Consider the following 16894-nt stretch of genomic DNA (forward strand, 5'->3'; position numbering starts at 1 on the left):
TTTACTTATGGAAAAATTAAAACAACGTTGGGGTATTGAAAATAATTGGGCAATCATAGCAATCCTAATTGTTTTCGCTATTAACGGTTCTTTTGCAGCTTGGGTTGCTAAACCTATTACAGCTTTCTTAGGTCTTCACCAAGAAACAACTGCTGCTTGGATTTATTGGCCATTACGTATTTTATTAATTTTCCCTATTTATCAAGCAACATTACCTATAGTTGGTTGGGTATTTGGACAATTTAAATTCTTTTGGGCTTTTGAAAAAAAGTTTTTAGGTCGTTTAGGTCTAGGTTTCTTATTTAAAAACTAAAATTCCTTTTTTTCTCTTTTACTAAAGAAAGGAACTTGAAATCTATCAGTTCCTAATTCTCTGCAAGAAGAAATCACTCTAAATCCCTTTAGTGATTTTCCCCTTCTCGAAAAGGAAAAACACCTATATTTTATTATCTCTACTTTTATAGAAATCTCTATACCTACCTACAAACAAGATGTTTAGAAGAATTCTTCTTATAAAAACTCTATTACATTCTTTAAGGTCTCATTTCTCTTTAACAACTTATTTTTAAGTTTACTAGTAGCTAACTAACGAGTTATAATAACTTTTTATGTCCCCCTTTTATCTCTTTAGTTTTTAATGTTAGCATATAAAAGGTCCAATAATTAGTTATCAACTAACCAAACTCAAAATAACCTAACAATGACTAACAAAAACAAAGTAAAACCAACAGCAAATAATGTAAAGTGTTGGGATAGCAACGGAAGTACACCATTAGTAACACAACGTCTTGAAGAGATGTTTGTTGAAATGGGACAAAAAACTAGAATTGAAAAAGGGCAAAAACCAGCTGAACGTGCAGTTTTTAGAAAACAACATGGAATCGTTTATGGAAATTTTATCATAAATAAAGATATTCCTGAAGAATATAAAATAGGAATATTTGCCGGTGATTCTTATGAATGTGCAGTGCGTTTTTCTAGTGATATTTCTCCTACTTCACCTGATTTACATAGTACTGTAGGTGTCGGATTAAAACTATTTGGAGTTGAAGGACCTAAATTATTTGGAGAAGGAAGTACTGCTGATTTTATTTTTCAAAACATTGACCGATTTTTTGCTAGAGACGCTCAACAAATGTGCAGTTTTACAACTGCTGGTACCATAGACCATGATTATGATGCTTACATCAACAAACATCCTAAGCTTAGAAACATATTAAAAGCTATGGCAAAGGAAGAAGCTAGTTGTTTAAGCGCTAAATATTGGGCCATTTTACCTTTTCAATTAGGAGAAAATAATATTGTTAAATATCGACTTGTACCAGATGATACCTACAAAGGTGCTCCTTTTGACGATAAAAATTATTTAAGGTTAGATTTAGAGAAACGTCTTCGAAATAAAAGTGCCAAGTTCAGGTTTGAAATACAACCTAGAACCAATGATAATATGCCTTTAAATAATGCGCAGGATGTTTGGAGTGAAGAAGATAGTCCATATATATGTATTGCTGAATTATATTTAGAACAACAAGATATTACCGCTATTGGTCAAGCTGAATTTGGTTCTAATTTATCATTTAATATTTGGCGAACTTTGGAAGCTCATAAACCAATAGGTTCCATAGCAGAGGCAAGAAAAACAGTATATGCAGCAAGTGCAGAAGTACGTCATCAAGCAAATGGGCAACAGCAACAAGAACCAAAAGAACGTGCTAAGCATTTTAAAGGAAATATTGATGAAAGCAGCGACTGTATTGTAAGAGCTGCTATTTATCCTCCAATAGGTATTACCAGAGTTGGAAATAGTAAAGATGAATATTTTATTGGTCCTTTAGTTGATGAACCAGAAGCTAAAATGGATCAGTACGCTTATAGAGATAAAACTGGTGCATTAAAACGACAAGCAGCACAATTTAGAATTTATGGTTTTAATGCCGCTGGAAAAGCTGTAAAAGAATTAACTTCTGATAATGCTAAAATTACTTGGCATAGCCATTTAGCAAATCAAAAAGCTTCTTGGTATCAATTTCAAATAGCTTTAGACATACCTGATGCTCAAGATCCTAATATTCCACCATCGTTACTTAGAAATATTGATGTAAAAGATAGAAGTACTTTATTAATAGATGGTGGAGCACAAAGCATTTCAACACCAAATGTAAAAGAAGGACATGAATTCAGAGGAGAATTTCAATCGAAAGAAGTATACCTTGGAGAAATGCGTACTGATCAAAAAGGACGCTTAATTATGCTTGGAGGTCATGGAAAATCTGAAAACTTAAAAGGAGATATCGCTATTACTTTTGCTAATAATGAAGGATGGTATGATGATACTTCAGATGGACCAATAACTGCAGAAGTAGAATATGAAGGAGTACAATTAAAAGTTGAACCAGCCTGGGTTGTATGTGCTCCACCAGATTATGCACCTATGCAAAAATCTGTTCGTACAATGTGGGATTTAATGCGAGATGTTGCTGTTAAATCTGGAATGTTAGAACGTCCAGCACGACCTTCATTTAAAAAAGACATCTTACCTATTTTTGAAAGAATGACAAATTTACAATGGGTAAATGCTGGTTTTGCTGCAGCTTTTGGTTGGGGTGGTCAATTTGATTACACGACTGTTGAATGGGTAAAAAAATTGAATGATCCATCTTCAGCTAATTACGAAATGCGACGTACTATTTCTAACAATTTCCGCCGTTATGATGTTTCTGGTGCAGAAGCTCCACAGTTATGGCCTTGGACATATGGTGATGCCGTTTCTATCCCAACTACAGGATCTGTACGCCAACACTCTACGCTATCTGGTTTACAATTAGAATTTCTTGATCAATGGGTAGAAGGTGATTTCGATGCTGATTTTGTTGATATGACTGGTTGTCCGCATATTCCAAAACCACTAGAAATAGATGATTTACCTGTTGAAGAACAACCTGATATGCTTACGAAAGCTGCTATGGAATTTTGTTTAGCTGATGCTTTTCACCCAGGATGTGAAATGACTTGGCCAATGCGTACTTCTGGAATGTACTCTGCTCCTTTTAGATTAAAACATGCACCCAAAACACCACTAGTAGATACTTCTTATTATGGCTCAACTATGAATAGCGATGTTTTAACTTTATCAGCTGGACCTCTTTTAGGAGGGCAAGTGCCTGGCGGAATTACTCGTTGGATGGCTATACCTTGGCAAACTGACACGGCTAGTTGTAGAGATGGTTATACGAAAAGTTACGATCCTTATTTACCAACATTTTGGCCAGCTAGAGTTCCTAATAATATCTTAAGTGAAGAACGCTATAAAGAAACTATAGACTCTAATATTTCAGAAGAAACTCGCAAAGAAGCTTTTGCTTTCAGAGAAGCTTGGTTAGATGACTTACCTTTAGATGGAGAAGCTCCTACACAAACAAATCAAATCAATAGTATGATTAAATACTTCGATAAACTTGCTGTTGTACAAGCACGTCCAGGAACACCTGATGACTCAAACTTTCCTCCAAAAATGCAAGTTGGTATTATTCCTAGTGTAGAGCAAGAAGAACTTCTATTCAAGGAAGCTATGAAAGAACTTCATGAAATTTTAGAGGATAAAACACGTTTAAATACTACTGAAGAAAACCTATTAACAGCAGCAGTACAACAATTATCTGATAAGAAATTATTGACTGAACAAGAGTTAATGGAAAGTGCCAAAGGACAATTAATAGCTATGGTAGAACATGAACTAAAAGAAGATTTTAATGCTACTGAAAGTGTTCAAAAGCTATTAAACTTACTAGCTTCTAAAACTCATGATAAAACCAAAGTTCAAACCATGCAACATCAGAAAACAACAAGAAAAGAAGTTGGTGTTCCTGAGAAAATGGTTCGTTTCCAAAGATTCATGCCTAAATAGAAAATAGTTGACTCATTTAGAAACAGATATTTTAATTATAGGTGGCGGCATTGCTGGTTGTATTGCCGCCATTTCATTAGCTCATACACACAAGGTTATTATAATTGATAAAAATACAGCACCTAGTAATCGTATTGGAGAGTCTTTAGCTCCTGCTGCGCAACGCATTCTTAAAGAACTTAATTTATTAGAAGACTTAGAAAAAACTACCCAACAACATAATCCCGTGTATATTAAAAATATGGGAATGCAATCCTTTTGGGGCAGTAATCAGGTTCATATTGTAGATCATTTGAGAAATCCTGATGGTTTTGTTCAAAGCTTAAATAGAAAAAGTTTTGAAAGTTTTCTTAGAGACTCTGCCATAAAAAGAGGTGTTAAAATCCTTAGTCCATTAAAACTACAAACAAGCAAACTTGAGAATAACTATTGGTATGTGACTGCTAAAACTAATGAAAAGACAACTGAGAAAGCTTATTATATCAAATCTAAGTTTGTTATCGATGCTACTGGAAGACAATCTCATTTTGTTAGAAGCTTAGGAATTAAACGTAATACTATTGATAAATTAATTGCTTGTTGGGCAACAATGCCAAATTATTTACAAAATACAATGAGTACTATCTCTGCTTCTGAAAACGGATGGTGGTATAGTGCTGTTGTTCCAAATAATAAGAGAGTTATAGCTTTTCAAACTGATGCTGATTTAATTGATAAAAACGAAATTAAAAAAGTTGATTTTTTTATTGAGTTAGCTAAAAAAAATAAAGCTATGGAAAGTATTTTAAAAGAGTCCAAAAGCACTCCTAGCCTTCATGGAACTGTAGCGGCTAATTCTTCCAAATTAACTCAAGTTATAGGCAAACAATGGGTAGCTATTGGTGATGCTGCCATAAGTTTCGACCCTCTTTCTTCACAAGGTATGTATAATGCTATGGCTACTGCTATGCAACTTACATCTCTCATTATTAAATACGATTTAGTTCATCATTTTGATATTGAAAAAGAGAAAATTGTTCAAGAAAAATATAATCAGCAAATAAATACTATTTGGCAATACTATTTACAACATAAGAAACTGTTTTATAGTGCTGAAATGCGTTGGAAACACTCTCCTTTTTGGAAGAGAAGAATCTAAATACTTTTTATACTTTTAACACTTTATGAATAGGAATTGGAAGTTGTACTCCTTCAGCTAAAAAACGTTTGTGTACAGCTTCTTTTAAAGCACATTTTGTTTTAAACTCTTGAAAAGGTTCATTCAACCAAACATAAGCTCGCATATGTATGTGATCTGGATGTATATCTATTACACGTACATCTACTTGCTCTGCGTTTGCCATTACTTGTTCTGGAGTTCTAAAATCAATTACCGTTGGTAATTTTATGGCTTCTTCTTGTATAATTTTTCTAGCTAAATCAATATTAGCCTTTATACCTAGTTTAAAATTATTAAAACTTAAAACATGAGAATCTTCTATCGTATGATTCAATACTGAATCGGTACTAATTACCGAATTTGGTATAATTAATCGTTTGTTTTCAAAATTATTAATTACCGTATGACGTAAAGTAATGTCTTCTACTATACCAACCCTTGTATCGTCTAATTTAATATAATCTCCTACTCTAAATGGACGGAAAATAACAATAAAAGCTCCCGCTATTAAGTTCGATAAAGCTGCTTGTGCCGCGAAACCGATTATCGCAGCTAATATACCGGCTCCTGAGAATATTAAAGTAGCTTTACTTCTAAAAGCTGGCACAGTCATAATAATATAGGCTATACCGAAAAGACCTAGAAAAAACTTAACCGAATTTCTAAAAAACAAGATACTTGTTCTTCCATAACGGTCTGTTTTTCTTCGTTTTATTATTTGAACTATAATATAACGTGTAATTCTAGACAGTAACCAAACTACTAATCCCACGAGAAGTATATAACCTACAATTCCAAAAAAAGAATTTAAATCAAATTGGTATGTATGTAGTTCTTCCATTATTTTGAAAGATTAAATGCTTTTGTTGCGTGAATAGTTGTAGTGTCAAAAACAGGAATTGAAACATCTTCTTGTTTTATCAATAAAGGTATTTCAGTACATCCTAAAATAACTCCTTCTACACCTTGCTCCTCTAATTTACGTATAATTTTTAGATATGCTTCTTTAGAGTTCTTATTTAAAACTCCTTTAGCTAATTCATTATAAATAACTGTGTGAATAATAGTTCTATCTTCTTTATCAGGTATTATTGTTTCTATACCCATACTTTTTAATACATCTGTATAAAAAGTTTTCTCCATGGTATACTTTGTACCTAACAATGCTACCTTTTTTAATTCCTTTTCTAAAATTACTTCACCAGTAGCTTCTGCAATATGTATAACAGGAATTTGTATAGCTTCTTTAACCTCATTTATTGTTAAATGCATGGTATTGGCACATATTACAATACAGGATGCTCCTGCCGCTTCTAAATTTTTTGCTGCATCAACCATGATAGTAGCCAAAACATCCCATTTACCTTCGGTTTGAAGTTGAGATATTTGACCAAAATCCATAGAATTAATAAGAACTTTTGCCGAGTGCTTTTCACCAAACGATTCTGTGGCTAATTTATTTAGTACTTGATAGTACATAATAGTCGACTGCGGTGTAATCCCTCCTATTAATCCTATTGTTTTCATTTAAAATAAGGCTGTTTGACTATCGTCATCTTCTTCAGCATTCTTTTTCTTCTTTTGAAGTGCTCTTGCCAATGCTTTCTTAGCTTTATCCTCTTTAGTTTCTACAAATTCCTTTTGCGGAGCTTCCTCTACTTCTAAAGGCAATGTTTCTTCAATTGTTTCTTCTTCGTTTACCTCTATTTCTTCTACTTTCTCCTCTTCTGGTTCTTCGTATGGTAAAGACTCTAATAAATTAACTGTTCTAATTTTATCAGTTGTTAATTGATTTCCTAAAGCTTTGATACCTTTTATAGAAATAAACTCTTCAAAGTTTACCTGAATTCTTTCTAAACTTCTCTTTGAAAAAACAACCTCAGCCATTGGTCTATAATCCGTAGCAATAATCTCTAATTTAGATTTTTCACTTTCAGAAATAAAAACCTCTTCCTTGTCTGGAGTTTCTATTAAGAAGCGTTTCACATAGTAACGCTCTTTTGCTCCTTCAAAATAAATAGCTGATATTGGCTTCTTAGGATTCCATTTCTCCAGTACAATCATATCACTTTCAAAATGCATTGCTAAATCTGGTGAAACTGCTTTTATTTTTCCTGATTGGGTTGCTATTAAAATTTTGTCTTCTGCTCTAAATTCTCCTAATAAATCACCTCTTCCATCTACATTTAATCGTTGAACAGCATCGTCGAACCAAATCTTACGAGGTTTTAAAGTAGAAACTCCTGCTGATTTAAATTCGATTTTTTTAATTGCGAATTTTGTTATTTGGTTTCCTCTTACTCCTCTTCCTTTTATAGCTAAATCGGCAAAATCAATATCCCATTTTAACTTTTTTATACTACCTACAGCACGTAAGTTAATTGTAACTACCTCTGCTTCTCCATTTGGATTTGCTGAAAAGTATAAAACTTTTGAACCTTTATTTCCATTGGTTAAATCGTATTCTTTGTCGCGAGTTACACTCGTTACATTGAATCGCTTCATATAACTTGGTCCTTTGGTTCCATCTTTATACATCATATTGTACACCGTACGTTTGTCTTTCTTTTTAAAGACTGCTATGTGTAAAATTCCTTTTCCTACAAAGGTTTTTGATGCTACTTTTGTTACAATCATAGTACCGTTATCTCTGAACACAATGATATCATCAATATCGGCACAATCGGTAACGTATTCATCTTTTCGTAAGGAAGTACCTATAAATCCTTCTTCTTTATTAACGTATAATTTGGTGTTACGCATTACTACCTTAGTAGCTACGATATCATCAAATATTCTAATTTCAGTTCTACGTTCGCGTCCTTTTCCAAATTTTACTTTTAAAGCTTTAAAATAGTCAATTGCAAAATCAATCAAATTATCTAAATGATGTTTTACCTCTGCTATTTTTTCTTCTAAAGCCTCTATATGCTGTTTCGCTTTGTCAATATCGAACTTAGAAATCTTTTTAATTCTAATTTCTGTTAATCGAACAATATCTTCCTCAGTTACTGGACGCTTTAAATGTTTTATATGTGGTTGTAATCCTTTATCTATTGCTTCAATTACTCCTTCCCATGTTTCTACTTCCTCAATATCACGATAAATTCTATTTTCAATAAAAATACGTTCTAACGAAGCAAAATGCCATTGTTCTTCTAATTCGTGTAATTGAATTTCTAACTCTAACTTTAACAATCTAACAGTTAAGTCTGTTGAATGTTTTAATATTTCAGATACTCCAGCAAATACCGGTTTGTTATTTTCAATCGTACATGCTAATGGTGATATTGAATTTTCACAATTCGTAAAAGCATATAGGGCATCTATGGTTTTATCTGGCGAAACATTTGGAGGTAAATGCACTAATATCTCTACATTAGCTGCAGTGTTATCCTCTATCTTCTTTATCTTTATTTTACCTTTATCGTTAGCTTTTAAAATACTATCTATTAACGATGTAGTAGTTGTTGCAAATGGAATTTCGGTAATTACTAGCGTCTTCTTGTCTAATTGCGATATTTTAGCTCTTACTCTTACCTTTCCTCCTCTTTTACCATCGTTATAATTGGTAAAATCGGCAATACCTCCAGTTAAGAAATCTGGTACTAGTGTAAAACTTCTTCCTTTCAAATATTTTACCGAGGCATCTATTAACTCATTAAAGTTATGTGGTAATATTTTAGTCGATAATCCTACAGCAATACCTTCTGCTCCTTGTGCTAATAATAACGGGAACTTTACTGGTAAATCTATTGGCTCTTTTCGTCTTCCATCATACGACATTTTCCATTCTGTAGTTTTTGGATTAAAAACTACTTCTAAAGCAAACTTTGATAAACGTGCCTCAATATAACGTGATGCTGCTGCTCTATCTCCTGTTAAGATATTACCCCAGTTTCCTTGCATATCAATTAGCAGCTCTTTTTGTCCCATTTGTACCATGGCATCAGCAATAGACGCATCTCCATGTGGGTGATACTGCATGGTATGACCTACAATATTGGCTACCTTGTTATAACGTCCATCATCTAAATCTTTCATCGAATGCATAATACGACGTTGTACAGGTTTAAACCCGTCTTCTATTGATGGTACAGCACGTTCTAAAATTACATACGAAGCATAATCTAAAAACCACTCTTTATACATTCCTGTAACCTTGGTAATGGTTTCAGTTTGTTCGTGATTTTGATTTGCTAATTCTTCGTCGTGTTCGTAATTGTTGTTTTCTTCACTCATTGAATAATGTGTATTCTTTTAAGAGTTCTTATTTGTTAGTTTTTTACTACTCAAGTATATTATTAGATACACTAAAATAGCAACTATCATTCTTACATAATTCTTACTATTTCTACTCCAACTTAAATCATTAAAGTCGAGGTTAGAAACACTGATAATAAAAAATGTTGCAGCTACAAGTAAATATATTTTTATTCTTCTCTGCTTATCCATTTTTATGAATTCTCCTCAGCTAAGTCTAATTCTACCTTTAAATTTTCTATAATAAACTTTTGGCGATCTGGTGTATTCTTACCCATGTAGAATTGTAACATTTGATCTATAGACATTTCTTTATCTAACATTACTGGATCTAAACGTATATCGTCTCCAATAAAATGTACAAATTCATTTGGCGAAATCTCCCCCAATCCTTTAAATCGAGTTATTTCTGGTTTTCCTCTTAATTTATTTATAGCTTCTTGTTTTTCTTCTTCTGAATAACAATAAATCGTTTCTTTTTTATTTCGAACTCTAAAAAGTGGCGTTTCTAAGATGTATAAATGTCCTTCTTTAATTACTTCTGGGAAAAACTGTAAGAAGAAAGTTATTAATAACAAGCGTATATGCATTCCATCGACATCGGCATCGGTTGCGATTACAATATTGTTATATCGTAAATCTTGTAAACCATCTTCTATATTTAATGCAGCTTGTAATAAATTAAACTCTTCATTTTCGTATACAATTTTCTTAGTTAATCCGTACGAATTTAAAGGCTTACCTTTTAAACTAAATACTGCTTGTGTATTTACATTTCTCGATTTTGTAATCGATCCACTTGCCGAATCTCCCTCCGTAATAAACAAAGTAGTATCTAAGTATGCTTCCTTTTTTGTGTCTCCAAAGTGAATACGACAATCGCGAAGTTTCTTATTATGCAAACTTGCTTTTTTAGCTCTATCTTTTGCTAATTTTCGTATTCCTGAAAGCTCTTTACGTTCCTTTTCAGCTTGTAAAATCTTTCTTTGTAAAGCTTCTGCTACTTCTGTATTCTTATGTAAGTAATTATCTAATTTTGTTTTAACAAAATCGTTGATATAGGTTCTTACGGTTGGTAAATCGCCTCCCATATCTGTAGAACCTAACTTTGTTTTTGTTTGACTTTCAAAAACTGGTTCCATTACCTTTATGGAAATCGCCGAAATAATAGACTTTCTAACATCAGAAGCCTCAAAATTCTTTCCGTAAAATTCTCTAACGGTTTTTACAATCGCTTCTCTAAATGCAGCTTGGTGAGTACCTCCTTGTGTAGTATGCTGTCCATTTACAAATGAATGATACTCTTCTGAATATTGTGTTTTACTATGTGTTATAGCAATTTCAATATCGTCTCCTTTCAAATGGATTATTGGATACAACATATCATCTTGATTGTTGTTATCCTCTAATAAATCTTTTAATCCATTTTCTGAATGAAATTTTTCTCCATTAAAAACAATAGTTAACCCTGGATTTAGGTATACATAGTTTTTAAGTAATCGGATTATATATTCTGGACGGTACTTATAATTTTTAAAGATAGAATCATCGGCAATAAAAGTTACTTTAGTTCCTCTTCTACGTGATGTTTCTTCTAAAAACTCTTGATTTGTTAAACTTCCTTTTTCAAACTCTGCAGAGGCTGACTTCCCGTCTCTTGTAGATTCTACTCTAAAATACGTAGATAAGGCATTAACCGCTTTGGTTCCTACCCCGTTTAGTCCTACCGATTTTTTAAAAGCTCTAGAATCGTATTTTCCTCCCGTATTCATTTTCGACACTACATCGACTACTTTTCCTAACGGGATTCCTCTACCGTAATCTCTTACAATTACTTTTTCTCCTTGAACAGATACTTCTATTGTTTTTCCAGTACCCATTACAAACTCATCAATAGAGTTATCTAAAACCTCTTTTACCAAGATATAAATTCCATCGTCTGGAGATGAACCATCTCCTAGTTTTCCAATGTACATTCCCGGACGCATTCGGATGTGTTCTTTCCAATCGAGCGAGCGTATATTATCTTCGGTATATTTTGTTTCTTGAGTCATAAAATTTAAGGAAATTGAAGTCTCTGCTAAAATAGTATTTACTCTGTAAAAACAAAAAACTCTGTTGAATTAATTTTCAACAGAGCCCGTCTTTTTGCTTAAAATGTGTATTATTCAAGCTCTAAAACTTCAACTAATAAATTTTATGCTACAGCTTTCACCTTTATGGTTATTGTTGCAGTAGATGTTAATTTTCCATCCGATACCTCTACATCTATCAAATATGTTTTTGGTGAAATTTTCTTTCCTGGCTGTACTCTTAAAGTTCCATCATTTAAGAACGCAAATAAGTTATTATCGTCTTTTTTTATTGAGAATGTTAACGCATCATCTTCTAAATCTGACGCTACTATTTTTAGACTTAATATCGCATCTTCTTTAACCTCAAAAGCCTGTGCTTTTATTATTGGTGCAGTGTTTATCACTGTATCATCCTTTGAACATGAAGCGAATTGTATTAATAAAATTAATGCGAATAATTTGGTAATTTTTTTCATTTTATGTTTGCTTTTATAATTTTCTTCGGCAAACATATTGGCTTGTTTTTCCCTTTTATTCTTTTTATTTCCCAACGTTCTTTTTTTATTTCCGTACACAAAAAACGCTGTTAGTTTAAGTTCTAACAGCGTGTTATTATTATTCTTTTGCTAATCGTTTTTTTTCCCATTTGCAAAAGGTTCTCCCCAATTTTTCTGCTCTTTTAGCTGTAGTTGTTTTAATTTTTACTTTACATGTTAACAACCCCTTGCAATCTTTTTTTAAGTGATATCGCTTACTAGCTACACTTACACAGATAAATACTTTTTTTTCTTCTTTCTTTTTAAATGCTGTTATTATTAAAAATATCCCCGCAATTAATAATAGTTTTTTCATGTTAGTTTAGTTTTGTCAGTTTATTTATAGCATCTATTCTTACTTCCATTTGATGCTTAATTATTCTTTCATAATCATTCTCTGAATCTGCTAATTTTGATATCAATACAAATAATTCAATAATTAAAAAAAAGAGCAACCATAAACCCCATACTATCATTGATACTGGAGATGATAATAAAATTCTAAACATTATTTTCAGTTCATCTAAAAAACCTTTACTATGCAATAACTCTTTCTCTGTTTTCTCTCTAGCATCTATTATCTGGTGAGATAATTGCGACCTTTCTTTACGTAGTTTGCTTATCTGTTTGCCTGCATCCTCTATTAGTTTTGCTTTTGGATTTAAAACAGACTCAGTAATATATTTTTTTTGAATTAAAATTGTATCTCTACCATCAGATGTTTTACTTGGTATCCTTTGTGTTTCATACTTAGGCAAACGAATAGATGGAGTTTTAGTCACTTCTATTATTAACAAATCTCTTTCTTTTTCTTTTTTTTGCATTAATGAATCTAATTCATTGACTTGAAGATTAATTTCGTTAATTTTTTGAGGTAAAATCTGACTTACTTCCTCATTAACATTCATCATTTTTTCTTTAATTATATCTTCCTTAAAAATTATTTGATCAACTATTACTGACCCCAATAATGCCATTACTAAACCAAGTGTAATTCTAAAAGCTGTTGTATTTCTATTTTTTGAACCAAGAATAATCTGTCGTTCAATTTGAACTATAATAATCATTAACACTACACCTGAAATTGCACACCCTATAATTGGTAACCTTAAATATTCTCTTGAAAATAAAAAACCTATTAATAACCACATTATCATTATTATTAATAATGCTGCCGTATATTTTTTCACTGACTTTTTACTAGCTTCACTACACGACATTAACAAATTATAATTGTACCCTGTCAAAAAACAACCGAATCGAAGCCATCTATTTTTTTTCTTAAACATTTTTATCTAAAATTTGATCAGACATCGCAGCTAACCCTCTCATAAAACCTCTTTTATAAGACAGAGAAATTCTTTCTATTAAACCAACTTCATTAGAAAAATCTTCTTCTATTACTTTTACTTCTTCTATTGAGTCTTTTGTTTTCATTAATGTTGTTTCTAATAATTTCACTGTATCAATCAAACCTGCATTACTTCTTGATTGAATATGAAACTCTATATCCTTTATATAATCTTCATATGTTTTATAAGCTCGTTTAATTAAGATTTGAAAATCATATTTTAACAATTTTATATTATCATTACTATAAGAATAATCTGGATTTACTAGTGCATCATCATAACCTTTTTCTTCAAAATCTTTTGATGCAAATGCGTATATCTTATCTAGATTATAATTCTTAGCTTCAAATAATTCTTCTTTACCCGTAGCGACTTCTTCTATAAATAGTTCTTTTGAAACATCACTAGTTGTTGTTTTCTCTTTTTCTTCTAAAACTTCTACTACATCAGTAGTTTTCTTTTTAAATAAATTAAATAGACTCATTTTTAAATATATTTTATCGGGACTTCAAATTTATTATGTCCTTTTTGATGACACTTTTTACATAAACTAATTAATAAACGATTAGGATATTCCCATGGTTTTCTAAATTTTCTTAACACAAGAGAATAATGATATTGCCTATGATGTACTTGTAATTCTTCTTCTGAATTACAAACTCTACATTTATTTCCATCCCTTTTCAAAATTTCTTCTCTTTTTTCTCTCCATTCAGATGTTAGTAATAAACCTCCATAACTTCCATGAGCTTTTTTAACTAACTTTTTCTGTTGCATATTCTTCATAATAATCAATCGTTTTTAAGAGAGCTGTATCGAATTTGTATATATCTTCTATTGATTCAATTTTTTCTTTTACCTCTTTCCTAGTCTCATTAAAAACTCCCAAATATTTAGTTTTCCCATTAAAATGGAGTCTACACAATGGTTTACGATTATTATCATCTAATAAAATTCCGAAATATGATTGGGTATCTCTAAAAGCTATTCTTTCAACAGGAATTCTCTTTCTTAAAATTGCAACAACAATTCTAAACCCTTCCATTTCTTCTTCCGTAGTAATAATTTTACTTTCTTGTTCTGGCTCCTTATTTTCCTCTACAAACTTTTCTTCTTCTTTATTCAAGGCACTATGCAACCTATCATTTACTTTTTCACTAATAAATTGATTAATAGATTTTGAGACTAATTCTTTAAACTGTTCAATAACTTTTTCTGTTTGTCTTCCTGAGTACACTCTCGAAGTAAAAAACCTAATGAAATCACTTTCGGGCTCAACAAGTTGAGTACTAAATATTTTTTTTATTTCTTTAGAATACTTTAATGAACTGGCATTATTTACTATTTGATTGATATCAAAATTTGCTTTATGAAACTTAGCTATTTCATTAATAACAGGTTCTTTTAACTTAGTTATATCAAACTCTAAAAAAGGTTTCTCATCCATTTTATTTGTTGCATCCAAATCTGTAAAGAACTTGTATTCAACCCCATTTGTTAACAATGCAAATTTTGATTTTGATGTATGAAAATATCTAAATAATTGAGAGTTATGTGTATCTAAATTCTCTTTCCAATGTTTACATTCTATAATTAAAATAGGCACTTTATTTTCAATTATAGCATAGTCTACTTTTTCTCCTTTTTTTAAACCTATATCTGCTGTAAATTCAGGGATTACCTCCGTAGGATTAAATATATCATACCCTAGTAAACTTATAAAAGGTAAAATAAAAGCTGTTTTTGTAGCTTCTTCTGTTTCTATCTGATCTTTAAGATTTATTATCTTTTCAGATAAGTTTTTTAGTTTATTGGTTAGTTCCATAATTTATTATTTTTTCACTTCAAATCTAACCCCTCTAAAAACCAAAAACTTACGGAAAACCGTAAGTCTTTACTAAACTGTTAAACACTGTAATTTAATCTCACAAAATTTTTTCTGCTAAAAACTTTTGTACATCATAAACATTTACATTTTTATTAAACTTTTTGCTTACAATTGGTAAATTTCCATTAGATATCCATATCTTCAATTCTGCATCTAAATCAAAAGTACCTGCTGTTTCTAATGAAAATCTAGAAATATTCTTATAGGGCATTGATTTATATTCAATTTTACTTCCTGTTAATCCTTGAATATCAATCAAAATCAATCTTTTATTAGTGAACATAAATATATCTCGAAATAATTTAAAGCCTAATTCTATTATTTCTTCTTTAGTTAACAATCGTTCATACTTCTCTGTTAATTTTTCCGTAGAAACCTCACTAGCATTTCCTAAAAGGTTATTTAATAATCCCATATTTTTAAAATTATAATTATTCAATATCAAAATTAACTCCCTATAAAAACAAAAGCTTACGGTTTGCCGTAAGCTTAAAACATAGTTATTAAAATCTTTTTATCTATCTAATAAAAAAACTTGTTTGTAATGAACAAATCCAATACTCTCCGTTCTTTTAACTTTTACTTTTACCCATTCACCAACCATAGATAAAAGAAATAACTCTTCTCCTTTTTTTAATTTCTGTATCACATAATAATTCCAACCTCCACCACTTCTTAAAGGAGCTCCTTCTATTTGAACTATCAAAGTTCTCATATAATAAGGTTCTTCACTAATCTTCTCATTTTCTATAGTTAAGCTATTAACATTATTCCTTCCGTCATAAATATTTCTTTGGTTGGTGTTTGATTTTCTACGAAATGTTGTTTTTTTTCTTTTTGGAGTACTTCTTCTTTTTCCACATACACCACAAGAACCTCCACTATTACAATACTTACAACGACTACAATTTCTACAAGCTCTACAATAAACGGAACCAGTACAGCGACCAGCTACTTCTACATAACAGCCCATTGGAGTATTTGAAAAATGTTTTTTTGTTCTTTTTTTTAATTCAAACCCTTCAAATAATAAAACTATTGAAGTAATAAAAGCAAGGGTTAGAATAATTGTTCTTTTATTTAATAAATCCATAGAAGTTTTAAAATTATATTTTATCAAAACTATATTTCTAAGAATACAAAACCCTACGGGTTTCCGTAGAGTTCTAATAAAAAACAATCTATAATTTAAGACTATCTATTCTAATCTTAGCTTCTTTAAAGGCTTCTTTAATATTAGATATATCTTTTATAAAAATTGTACTATTTGTTCCATATTTATCTAAAGTTAAAAACCAATTATTTTTTTTATTATTTATATAATAACCCAATTGTAAACCATCATCTGTTACAAATTTATTCTCTAAATAATCAGCTGATGACACTATATCTTTTTCTACTCTCTTTTCTAATTCAGATATTGACTTTAATAATTCTATTAAATCTTCATACGCTATAGAAGCACTTTTCCCTTTATATTTTCCTTTTTTTGATATATTATAAAAATATTTTACACTTCCTCCTGCTATATATTTTCTAATCTTTGTTTTCACTACTCCATAACTTGATTTGATATTTGGTAGATTATACTCTGAAAACTTAATAATTAGACCTTTTCTTGAAGTAAACTCTTCAACTTTTGAAATATTTTTTACTTCTTTTTTTTGTGCACAAATACTAAATGATAAACAAAAAACTTACTATAAATAATATTATT

Annotated in this window: 16 protein-coding genes; 3 read left to right on the forward strand and 13 right to left on the reverse strand. The window is 30.8% G+C overall.

What is annotated here, in order from left to right; all coding sequences use genetic code 11:
• Positions 1-7 precede the first annotated feature (7 nt).
• From MHN29_RS09985 to MHN29_RS09995, 3 genes are all read left to right on the forward strand, one after another.
• Complete coding sequence (locus tag MHN29_RS09985; protein WP_235274740.1) at positions 8-313, forward strand: DUF6787 family protein; 306 nt, start codon at positions 8-10, stop codon at positions 311-313.
• A gap of 387 nt (positions 314-700) precedes the next feature.
• Complete coding sequence (locus MHN29_RS09990; protein WP_235274739.1) at positions 701-3904, forward strand: LodA/GoxA family CTQ-dependent oxidase; 3204 nt, start codon at positions 701-703, stop codon at positions 3902-3904.
• Between the two features lie 7 nt (positions 3905-3911).
• Positions 3912-5042: an NAD(P)/FAD-dependent oxidoreductase gene (locus tag MHN29_RS09995; protein ID WP_235274738.1), complete on the forward strand. Its 1131-nt coding sequence runs from the start codon at positions 3912-3914 to the stop codon at positions 5040-5042.
• Between the two features lie 7 nt (positions 5043-5049).
• Here MHN29_RS09995 and MHN29_RS10000 read toward each other — a convergent pair whose 3' ends face one another.
• The 13 genes from MHN29_RS10000 to MHN29_RS10060 all read right to left on the reverse strand — a co-directional run bounded on the left by MHN29_RS10000 (position 5050) and on the right by MHN29_RS10060 (position 16730).
• Positions 5050-5904 (reverse strand): mechanosensitive ion channel family protein, encoded by an 855-nt coding sequence (locus MHN29_RS10000; RefSeq protein ID WP_235274736.1) that lies wholly within the window; start codon positions 5902-5904, stop codon positions 5050-5052.
• Entirely contained in the window at positions 5904-6590 is a 687-nt protein-coding gene (locus MHN29_RS10005; RefSeq protein WP_235274735.1) for an aspartate/glutamate racemase family protein, read from the reverse strand. Before MHN29_RS10005 ends, MHN29_RS10000 begins: the two co-directional genes overlap by 1 nt.
• Positions 6591-9305 (reverse strand): DNA gyrase/topoisomerase IV subunit A, encoded by a 2715-nt coding sequence (locus MHN29_RS10010; protein ID WP_235274734.1) that lies wholly within the window; start codon positions 9303-9305, stop codon positions 6591-6593.
• Between the two features lie 215 nt (positions 9306-9520).
• A complete protein-coding gene (locus tag MHN29_RS10015; RefSeq protein ID WP_235274733.1) occupies positions 9521-11380 on the reverse strand; it encodes a DNA topoisomerase IV subunit B in 1860 nt (619 codons plus the stop codon).
• A 143-nt stretch (positions 11381-11523) separates the two neighbouring features.
• Positions 11524-11877 carry a cadherin repeat domain-containing protein gene (locus tag MHN29_RS10020; protein ID WP_235274732.1) on the reverse strand — a complete coding sequence of 118 codons (354 nt, stop codon included), beginning with the start codon at positions 11875-11877 and terminating at the stop codon, positions 11524-11526.
• 139 nt (positions 11878-12016) lie between these two features.
• Entirely contained in the window at positions 12017-12253 is a 237-nt protein-coding gene (locus tag MHN29_RS10025) for a hypothetical protein (RefSeq protein ID WP_235274731.1), read from the reverse strand.
• A gap of 1 nt (position 12254) precedes the next feature.
• Entirely contained in the window at positions 12255-13157 is a 903-nt protein-coding gene (locus tag MHN29_RS10030) for a DUF4407 domain-containing protein (RefSeq protein ID WP_235274730.1), read from the reverse strand.
• A 61-nt stretch (positions 13158-13218) separates the two neighbouring features.
• Complete coding sequence (locus MHN29_RS10035; protein ID WP_235274729.1) at positions 13219-13773, reverse strand: hypothetical protein; 555 nt, start codon at positions 13771-13773, stop codon at positions 13219-13221.
• A gap of 2 nt (positions 13774-13775) precedes the next feature.
• Positions 13776-14075: an HNH endonuclease gene (locus tag MHN29_RS10040; protein WP_235274728.1), complete on the reverse strand. Its 300-nt coding sequence runs from the start codon at positions 14073-14075 to the stop codon at positions 13776-13778.
• Positions 14044-15114 carry a type I restriction endonuclease gene (locus MHN29_RS10045; RefSeq protein ID WP_235274727.1) on the reverse strand — a complete coding sequence of 357 codons (1071 nt, stop codon included), beginning with the start codon at positions 15112-15114 and terminating at the stop codon, positions 14044-14046. The genes MHN29_RS10040 and MHN29_RS10045 overlap by 32 nt, the downstream gene beginning before the upstream one ends.
• Before the next feature lie 100 nt (positions 15115-15214).
• Entirely contained in the window at positions 15215-15592 is a 378-nt protein-coding gene (locus tag MHN29_RS10050; RefSeq protein ID WP_235274726.1) for a PH domain-containing protein, read from the reverse strand.
• A 99-nt stretch (positions 15593-15691) separates the two neighbouring features.
• Entirely contained in the window at positions 15692-16270 is a 579-nt protein-coding gene (locus MHN29_RS10055; protein WP_235274724.1) for a hypothetical protein, read from the reverse strand.
• Between the two features lie 88 nt (positions 16271-16358).
• Positions 16359-16730, reverse strand: a complete 372-nt coding sequence (locus tag MHN29_RS10060) for a hypothetical protein (RefSeq protein ID WP_235274722.1) — start codon at positions 16728-16730, stop codon at positions 16359-16361.
• Positions 16731-16894: the final 164 nt, after the last annotated feature.

This window comes from Tenacibaculum sp. Cn5-46 (genome assembly GCF_022347705.1).
Lineage (GTDB): Bacteria > Bacteroidota > Bacteroidia > Flavobacteriales > Flavobacteriaceae > Polaribacter > Polaribacter aiptasiae.